Annotated in this window: 9 protein-coding genes; 3 read left to right on the top strand and 6 right to left on the bottom strand. The window is 42.1% G+C overall.

The window, feature by feature from the left end; genetic code table 11:
• The first annotated feature begins 64 nt into the window (after positions 1–64).
• The 3 genes from ACZIX4_RS19095 to ACZIX4_RS19085 all read left to right on the top strand — a co-directional run bounded on the left by ACZIX4_RS19095 (position 65) and on the right by ACZIX4_RS19085 (position 1,453).
• Positions 65–367, top strand: coding sequence for a YkvA family protein (locus ACZIX4_RS19095; protein WP_463337252.1), 303 nt, complete (start codon positions 65–67; stop codon positions 365–367).
• A 78-nt stretch (positions 368–445) separates the two neighbouring features.
• Positions 446–739 carry a hypothetical protein gene (locus tag ACZIX4_RS19090; RefSeq protein ID WP_463337251.1) on the top strand — a complete coding sequence of 98 codons (294 nt, stop codon included), beginning with the start codon at positions 446–448 and terminating at the stop codon, positions 737–739.
• 84 nt (positions 740–823) lie between these two features.
• A complete protein-coding gene (locus ACZIX4_RS19085; RefSeq protein WP_463337250.1) occupies positions 824–1,453 on the top strand; it encodes a hypothetical protein in 630 nt (209 codons plus the stop codon).
• A gap of 22 nt (positions 1,454–1,475) precedes the next feature.
• Here the strand turns inward: ACZIX4_RS19085 and ACZIX4_RS19080 are convergent, their stop codons facing one another.
• The 6 genes from ACZIX4_RS19080 to ACZIX4_RS19055 form a co-directional block, all read right to left on the bottom strand.
• A complete protein-coding gene (locus tag ACZIX4_RS19080) occupies positions 1,476–2,174 on the bottom strand; it encodes a hypothetical protein (protein WP_463337249.1) in 699 nt (232 codons plus the stop codon).
• 74 nt (positions 2,175–2,248) lie between these two features.
• A complete protein-coding gene (locus ACZIX4_RS19075) occupies positions 2,249–2,869 on the bottom strand; it encodes an HAD family hydrolase (RefSeq protein WP_463337248.1) in 621 nt (206 codons plus the stop codon).
• Positions 2,870–3,004: 135 nt separating this feature from the next.
• A complete protein-coding gene (locus ACZIX4_RS19070) occupies positions 3,005–4,834 on the bottom strand; it encodes an ABC transporter ATP-binding protein (RefSeq protein WP_463337247.1) in 1,830 nt (609 codons plus the stop codon).
• 4 nt (positions 4,835–4,838) lie between these two features.
• Positions 4,839–6,566, bottom strand: coding sequence for a phospho-sugar mutase (locus ACZIX4_RS19065; RefSeq protein ID WP_463337246.1), 1,728 nt, complete (start codon positions 6,564–6,566; stop codon positions 4,839–4,841).
• Positions 6,567–6,607: 41 nt separating this feature from the next.
• A complete protein-coding gene (locus tag ACZIX4_RS19060) occupies positions 6,608–7,558 on the bottom strand; it encodes a glycosyltransferase family 2 protein (protein ID WP_463337245.1) in 951 nt (316 codons plus the stop codon).
• A 5-nt stretch (positions 7,559–7,563) separates the two neighbouring features.
• A complete protein-coding gene (locus ACZIX4_RS19055; protein WP_463337244.1) occupies positions 7,564–8,130 on the bottom strand; it encodes a DUF4199 domain-containing protein in 567 nt (188 codons plus the stop codon).
• Positions 8,131–8,201: the final 71 nt, after the last annotated feature.

The following is an 8,201-nucleotide window of genomic DNA, read 5'->3' as shown; positions in this document are numbered from 1 at the left end:
TATGATGCTGTTCGGTAGGATTTTTGCTTATATTTACTACAAACTAACCTCTCAATAAAGGATTATGGAAACAAATAGTAAGAATAAGACGGCCTGGGCATCTGCATTAGCTATTTTGAGTGTAGTTTATGCTGTAAGCCCGGTAGATATTATACCGGATATTCCCGTAATTGGCTGGGTTGATGATTTTTTTGTGGTTACTGCTGCAAGCCTTAACCTGCTGGAAAAGACTACTGATGAAACACATCAAACCCTGAAAAAGATCCTTAAAATCCTTAAATGGGCGGTAATTATTTTAGGTATACTGGCTATTTTACTCATTTTATTGCTTGGTACATTGCTTTATGAAGTCTTTTCGCAGCATTAATTTTCAAAAACTTTAATATATCTTAAACATATTTCATAAGAAGTGTTCACTACTTTTATATCAATAAACACTATCCTTATGAAAAAGTTCCTCATTATTTCTGCAATATTATTCTCGTTTGCAAGCCAAAGTGTATCTGCACATAGCTATATAATTGGTAAGATTATTATCCAGGAGAAACAATACAAGAAGATAAAAGTATCTGAAGTTTCTGCGGAAGCTTTAGAGAAGATAAAGAAACAGTACGGCAATTATACCATAAAAGAGGCTTATAAGGCCGATGATGGCGAATATAAACTGGTACTGACCAAAGATGGGGTAGACTTAACGGCCACCTTCACTTCTGCTGGGGACCTTATCAAAATCTATTAAGAATATTAGCCACTATGTAGTGGCTTTTTTATTGGCCGTACGCAACCTTTGTGCTATAACAGTATCTTTTTGAAAAACCTAACCATGAAAAAGAAACTGTTTTTAGCGCTTGCATTTATTGTTTTGCCCGTATTGCTTGAAGGATGTTGTGAAGATATTAACCGCTTTTCGGCAATGCCGGGTGATTTAACGGTTGCCGTATATGATGATACCGATTTAACGGAACAGGACACTATACCTTTTGAAGATTTTACCCTTGCGCTGGATTTCCCGGATGCAGATGTAAATTTAATTAGCGCACTTAAACCCTTGTCATTAGGCACTTCTGCATACGCTATGTCTTGTGAACCAATAGAAATATTTGAACCTGAAGTAAAACAAGTGAGTGTAATTGCAGATCGTGATTACACCAGTACGTATCCTGCGGGGGCTGACCTAGCGGCGATTTTTAAATCAAAACATTACCTGAAAAAGATTGATACCGGCGTAGTTAGCATTGATAGGTCAACTACGGGAGATTTAGTGCAGGTAATTGAGAATATTTTGCTCAGTAAAGTATATCCTACAAGTGGAGAGCAATATTACATGCATTATTATGCTATAAAGCCTACTGTAGCGCCTACACAAACGGGGACTTATGTGTTTACCGTTTCAGTTACTTTTGGCGATGGTACTGTGACAAGCACCCAGGCTATTCCAGTAACTTTTGAATAGTTTCTGAGATTCTGAGTTACTTTTATATAAAAATATCACTTTCCAGGTCTGATTTTTCGATGAGGAGTTCAAAACCGAGGCGGCTCATCAGTTCGAATACCAGTTTTTTGTACCAGTTTTCAGATTTCGGATGGATGTACACACGCTCTATGAGCTGGTTGATATCCACGTCTATTTTAAGGCCTTCGTTTAGGACAAGGTCATATTTGGCCGCGTTGGTAACAATGCGCACCTCACGTTCGTACTGGAAGCTTTTCCGCTTAAAAAGGAATGGGAAAAACTCATTGTCAAACGGGATAAATTCCGTTTTATAGTCAATGTACTTCACATCGCCCAGATGCTGCTCGTAACGAACTTCGGGCTGTAGCGCTTGCTGTATACGGCCTATGGTGCTTTGTATGGCAAGGCCTTCACTGTTTTTGGTGAAAATTTGCCACATGGCATAGCTTTCATATTCGTTAATGTGCCAACTGCTTACCGCTATACTCTTACGCAGGTTTTTATAACGGTCAAGGAAGCCCGGTTCGTTTTCTGAAAGGCGCTTCATTTCCTCAAAAGTAGGTTCGCTGAAGGTACCTTCATACTGGTCTTCAAACTTGTCGGAACGTGCCATAAACAGTTGCCCGCACATCAGCAGATCCAGGAATTTAGAAAGGTCCATATACTTCCATACCACCGTATCGGGGTCGGGCAGGGTAATGTTCGGGTTAGAAACGTACATAGCAATATCAGGTTTGGTGCCGTAAAGTAACTTTAAAGTTACATTAATTTGGTATGGTACAGTTTATATTTTTGTTATAAATCCGTAACAATCGCTTTCAGCAGGCTGTAATGGCTTATTTTGTAATCAGCCTCAGCGGCACTGAATTTATCCTGCGGATCATACAATACAGTTTTTACGCCCAAAGCCTTTGCCGCGGCAATTTCACTCTCGGGGTCGTCGCCTATAACCAATACTTCATTAGCAGTGTAACCAAAACGTTCTAATATATCCGCAAAAACTTCCTTTTTACTCGTAAGCACCGGGTTTACCACATGTACTTCCTTAAATTCATTGCGGATGCCCAGTGCATCAATTTTGCTGTTCTGCATTTTGGCGAAACCTGTAGTGACTAAAAAACGTTCGCCGGGGATATCATGCGTAAGCGGATAATCCTCAAAGGCATCTATCGGTTCATCGTAAAACAGGGTTTCCTGTAGCTCGATGCCCTTTTGTGTAAGTTCGTCGCTGAAGTTATTGCGCGCTGCTACCAGGCGGAACGGCGTACGCATAATCGCGTAACGTATAGCGTCCATGTTTTCGGTATGCTGTCCGGTGCTTTCTATAAGGTTAAATAGCGGGCCAAAGAGCTTGTCGCCAATGGCAGGCACCGGGAAAATGGTATTATCAAGGTCGTATATTATGGCTTTAATCATGCTTTCAGGTTTATAGTTTATTGTTCATGGTTTGTGGTTCTGTTGGGTAAAAATATAGCCGCAATAATGCGGCTATACATATATTTTAGGTACAGGTTTTACGAATAACCGTATAACCAAATCACCGAATAACCTTTATTCAAAAGACTGCATCATCACCAGTTTCTTATAGGTGCCGTCGTGCGCTATAAGCTCGTCGTGTGTGCCCTGCTCTACAATACGGCCGTGCTTCATCACAACAATTTTATCCGCTTTTTGGATGGTGCTAAGCCTGTGGGCAATAACTACCGATGTGCGGTTTTGCATCATGTTGTCCAGCGCCTGTTGTACCAGTTTTTCACTTTCGGTATCAAGGGCCGATGTGGCTTCGTCCAGTATCATAATCGGAGGGTTTTTCAGTACCGCACGTGCTATGCTGATACGCTGCTTTTGCCCACCCGATAGTTTACCGCCACCGTCACCTATATTGGTATCAATGCCTTTTTCCAGCCCTTGTACAAATTCGTAGGCATTTGCTACTTTAAGAGCCTCTGTAAGCTCATTGTCTGTAGCATCGGGTTTACCTACTAAAAGGTTGTTTCTTACGGTGTCGTTAAACAAAATACTGTCCTGAGTTACAAGTCCGGTAAGGCCGCGTAGCGATTGCAGTTTCAGGTCGCGTATATCCAGTCCGTCTATTTTTATAGCGCCGTCGTTTACGTCGTAAAAACGGGTAAGCAGACTGGCTATTGTACTTTTACCTGAACCCGATTGCCCAACAAGTGCTACGGTTTGTCCTTTAGGCACCGTTAATGAAAAATCAGTAAGCACGTTTTTCTCGCCGGTATAGCTGAAGGTAATATTTTCAATAGTGATGCCTGTAATAAAGTCGTTTTTCTCTATGGCATCTGTTTTATCTTCTATGGCTACAGGGGCTTCCAGTATTTGTACAATACGCTCTGCTGAAGCTGTACCGCGTTTTAATCCGTAGCTTGCTTTAGAAATATCCTTTGCAGGTGTAAGGATATTATAAGCCATAAGGATGTAACCTAAAAAGAAACCGGCTTCCATGGTTTTATCTTCAAAAACAAGGTAGCCACCATACACCAGTAGTACTGATATGATTAATATACCAAGGAATTCACTCATTGGTGAAGCCAGGTTTTGCCTGTTAGCTACAGTATTACTGTGTTCAAAAAGCTTGTCGCTGGTGGCATTGAACTTTTTGCCAAAAATAGCCTCGGCTGTAAATGACTTAATAATCTTAAGGCCGCCCAATGTTTCTTCAAGCACCGATAGTACCTGTCCTTGTTCCTGCTGCAGTAGAAGTGACTTCTTTTTCAGGCTCTTACCTACTTTTGAAACCAAAAATCCTGCAATAGGGATAAACACAAATACAAACATGGTTAGCTTAAGGCTCAGGGCCATCATGGCACCCAGTGTAAACAATATGGTTAACGGTTCTTTTACAACCATTTCCAGAATGTTTTGCATAGAGTTACTTATCTCATTTACGTCTGTAGTAAGGCGTGAAATAGTATCGCCCTTTGTAGTGTCTGAATAGTATGAAGCAGGAAGCCTCAGTACCTTATCATACATTTTTTCGCGAATGTCTTTAATAAGCCCATTCCGAAGGTACGTCACAAAATAAACTGCCAGGTAGGTGGTCAGGTTTTTCAGCATGAATATTACAATAATCACCGTGATAATATACATCAGTACAGTGAAGATGCCATCCTGCTGAATGTGGATATTAAGGGTGTAATTCAGAAGGTCTTCTAAATAATCCTTAAGATCTGAAAAACCGGTATAGTGCGGTTTGTTAACTACAGGTTTTGTGTCCTGGAAAATAACTTTTAGCACCGGTATAACCGCTATTAGCGAAATGGTGCTAAAAAACGCGCTTAGCACGTTAAAAAATACATTGAGGCCAATATATTTTTTATAAGGCAGTGCTAAGCGCGCAATCTTTTTATAATCACTCATCTAATTATTTGAGGTCAAGTTCCTCTACAATATTCTTGATTTTCTGGTCAAGCGCTTCTTCTACACGCTTAAAGTTTTTCACGTCATCCAGCGTATCGTTTACGCTGAAATAAAATTTAATCTTAGGTTCCGTACCGCTTGGGCGTGCGCATATCTTGGTACCGTCTTCAAGGTAATAGATAAGTACATCGCTCTTAGGTAGCGTAAGGGATTCTTCGCTGCCGTCCAGTATGTTTTTGGCAGTAGATGCCTGGTAGTCTTCTACCATAATTACGCGTTGCCCGTTAATTTCTTTGCGTGGGTTTTCGCGCATGTCTATCATCATCTGTTTTATTTCGGCAGCACCGTCACGGCCTTTTTTGGTAAGCGAAATAAGGTATTCTTTATAGAAACCGTATTTTACATACAGCTTAAGCAGTTCCTGGTACAGTGAGCTGGCATTGGCCTTAGCCTGGGCAGCAATTTCGCAAAGCAATAGGGTAGAGGTCACAGCATCTTTATCGCGTACGCTGTCGCCCACCATATAACCGAAGCTCTCTTCGCCACCGCCTATAAATTCCTGTTCAGGGAAATCTACAATCATTTTGGCAATCCATTTAAAGCCGGTAAGGCCCACTTTGCACTCCAGCCCGTAAGCGCTGGCCAGTTCGTGCATCATAGGTGTAGACACTATGGTAGAGCCAATGAATTGTGTGCCGTCAAGCTTACCTTTTTTCTCCCATTCGCTTAGCAGGAACTCCGTCATCAGTATCATGGTCTGGTTACCGTTCAGCAGAGTCATAATACCGTTACCGTTGCGCACGGCCACGCCAAGGCGGTCGGCATCAGGGTCAGTACCTATAACTATGTCGGCGTTAAGCTGGTCGGCCAGCTCTACAGCCATTTTCAATGCTTCCGGCTCTTCCGGGTTTGGCGATTTTACCGTAGGGAAGTTACCGTTTGGTACAGCCTGCTCGGCTACTATAGTTACGCTGCTGTAGCCTGCGTTTTCCAGCAGGTCCGGTATCAGTTTTACCGATGTACCGTGCAGGGGAGTGTATACTATTTTAAGGTTTTGCTTGGCTTCGGGAGTAGTGTTAAAAGAGGCATTGTTTATAGCCATCTTTATAAACTCCTTGTCTATTTCTTCGCCTATGTATTCTATAAGTTCAGGTTTAGCGTCAAAGTTTATGGCGCTGTATTCCAGTGCTTCTATAACCTGTATTACTTCTTTATCCTGTGGCGGAACCAGCTGGCCGCCATCTTGCCAGTATACTTTATAGCCGTTATATTCCGGCGGGTTGTGCGATGCTGTAAGTACTATACCTGCCTGGCAGCCCAGGTGCCTTACGGTAAATGAAAGTTCAGGCGTAGGGCGTAGTTCAGAGAAAAGGTATACTTTAATACCGTTAGCCGAAAACACATCGGCTACTACTTTTGCAAGGGTATCGCTGTTGTTACGGCAGTCGTAAGCAATAGCCACTTTTAGTTCCTGGCCGGGGAACGATGTTTTTAGGTAATCAGAAAGCCCCTGTGTAGCCTTGCCCAGGGTGTATTTGTTAATGCGGTTAGTACCGGCGCCCATAACGCCCCTCATACCACCGGTGCCAAATTCAAGGTTGCGGTAAAAAGCGTCTTCCAGTTCCTTGGGCGACGTTTCCATCAACTGCCTGATGGCGGCTTGTGTTTCGCTGTCAAAGGCCGGTGTAAGCCACACGTTTACCTTATCCAGTAAAGCTTGTTCGATTTCCATAATTGTCTTGTTTTTTATAACGCGTTGATCAGATACTAAAATTATAAAGTTTCGCTGATTTTATAGCGTTCTTCGTTGTTTTTTGTACGAAGAATTATTTCGCCGAGGAAACCTGCCAAAAACAGTTGTGTGCCTATTATCATGGTGGTAAGGGCTATGTAAAACCAAGGGTTTTCTGTAACCAGTATGGTTTTTTCGTGGTTGTACAGTTTGTACAGCTTCAGGAAGCCTATGTACAGTGCCGAAAACAGCCCTATAAGGAACATTACCACACCCATGGCGCCAAAAAGGTGCATAGGGCGTTTACCAAATTTAGAAATGAACCAAATGGTTATAAGGTCCAGGAAGCCGTTTACAAAACGGTTCATGCCGAATTTAGACGAGCCGTACTTGCGCGCCTGGTGGATAACAATTTTTTCGCCTATTTTGGCAAAGCCTGCATTTTTGGCCAATACAGGGATGTAACGGTGCATTTCGCCCGAAACCTCCACGTTCTTTACCACTATATTTTTGTAGGCTTTAAGCCCGCAATTAAAGTCGTTAAGGTGTACGCCCGATGTGCGCCTTGCCGCCCAGTTAAATAATTTACTCGGAAGGTTTTTTGCCACAACAGAGTCATAGCGTTTTTTCTTCCAGCCGCTTACCAGGTCGTAGCCGCCACCGGTAACCATTTCATATAATCCGGGAATTTCGTCGGGGCTGTCCTGCAGGTCGGCATCCATGGTTATTACCACATCGCCCTGTGCACGGCCAAAACCCGCATGTAAAGCCTGGCTTTTACCGTAGTTACGGAAAAAACGTATGCCTTTTACATTCGGGTCTTTTTCAGAGAGGCTTTTTACCACACCCCACGAGTTGTCGGTACTGCCGTCGTCTATAAAAAATATTTCGTAGCTGAAATTGTGTTGCACCATTACGCGTGCTATCCAGCTGTGTAGTTCGCCAAGCGATTCTTCTTCGTTAAGAAGGGGGATTATTACAGATATGTCCATTTATATTATTCTCCGCCTATATTTTCCGGGGTTTCCGGCTTCATACCCTCAAAAGGATCCTGCCTTTTCATTACAGCACCTACAATAAGGCCTATTATAATGTTTATTACAAGCCCCCATACATATGATTTTGCCAGTGCTGCTATGCTATAGCTGTCGGCTTTGCGTATTTCTTCAAGTGTTTTTTTAATATCGGCAGATTTGGCGCCCATGCCCTGCATCATTTTAGCAGTTGTTTCTACTACATGTTCTGTTACAACCGGTTTTATATCAGGGTCTATAACATTAAATATTAAAAAGGTATATATAGAGTATACACCTGCGCCAATAAGCATTACTAAAAAGTAAGTAGTAAAAGCTTCTTTAAATGAAGCATACCCGCCCTGTGCTTTTTTTACTTTGGCTATGGCATATATGCCTATGGCAAGGTTTACAAAAAACATAAGGATACCAATCCACATGTTTACAAACAGTTTCAGGTCTATAACATACATTAAAGTAATTAAAACCACCGAAAGCCCTCCTATAACAAGGCCAAAGGTTATACCGTTTTTCTTTACTGCTTCATTCATGGTGTAAGCGTTTTGTTTTTGGTTTGACAAATATACAATTTATGCCTGTATATGTCGTAACTTTACCCCTT

The organism is Flavobacterium niveum (genome assembly GCF_055231775.1).
Note: the sequence above shows the minus strand (reverse complement) of the source record. Positions and strands in the feature narration are given on the sequence as shown.

Coding starts and splice junctions, on each gene's coding strand:
- ACZIX4_RS19095 (WP_463337252.1), top strand. CDS start 65: ATGGAAACAAATAGTAAGAATAAGACGGCCTGGGCATCTGCATTAGCT.
- ACZIX4_RS19090 (WP_463337251.1), top strand. CDS start 446: ATGAAAAAGTTCCTCATTATTTCTGCAATATTATTCTCGTTTGCAAGC.
- ACZIX4_RS19085 (WP_463337250.1), top strand. CDS start 824: ATGAAAAAGAAACTGTTTTTAGCGCTTGCATTTATTGTTTTGCCCGTA.
- ACZIX4_RS19080 (WP_463337249.1), bottom strand. CDS start 2,174: ATGTACGTTTCTAACCCGAACATTACCCTGCCCGACCCCGATACGGTG.
- ACZIX4_RS19075 (WP_463337248.1), bottom strand. CDS start 2,869: ATGATTAAAGCCATAATATACGACCTTGATAATACCATTTTCCCGGTG.
- ACZIX4_RS19070 (WP_463337247.1), bottom strand. CDS start 4,834: ATGAGTGATTATAAAAAGATTGCGCGCTTAGCACTGCCTTATAAAAAA.
- ACZIX4_RS19065 (WP_463337246.1), bottom strand. CDS start 6,566: ATGGAAATCGAACAAGCTTTACTGGATAAGGTAAACGTGTGGCTTACA.
- ACZIX4_RS19060 (WP_463337245.1), bottom strand. CDS start 7,558: ATGGACATATCTGTAATAATCCCCCTTCTTAACGAAGAAGAATCGCTT.
- ACZIX4_RS19055 (WP_463337244.1), bottom strand. CDS start 8,130: ATGAATGAAGCAGTAAAGAAAAACGGTATAACCTTTGGCCTTGTTATA.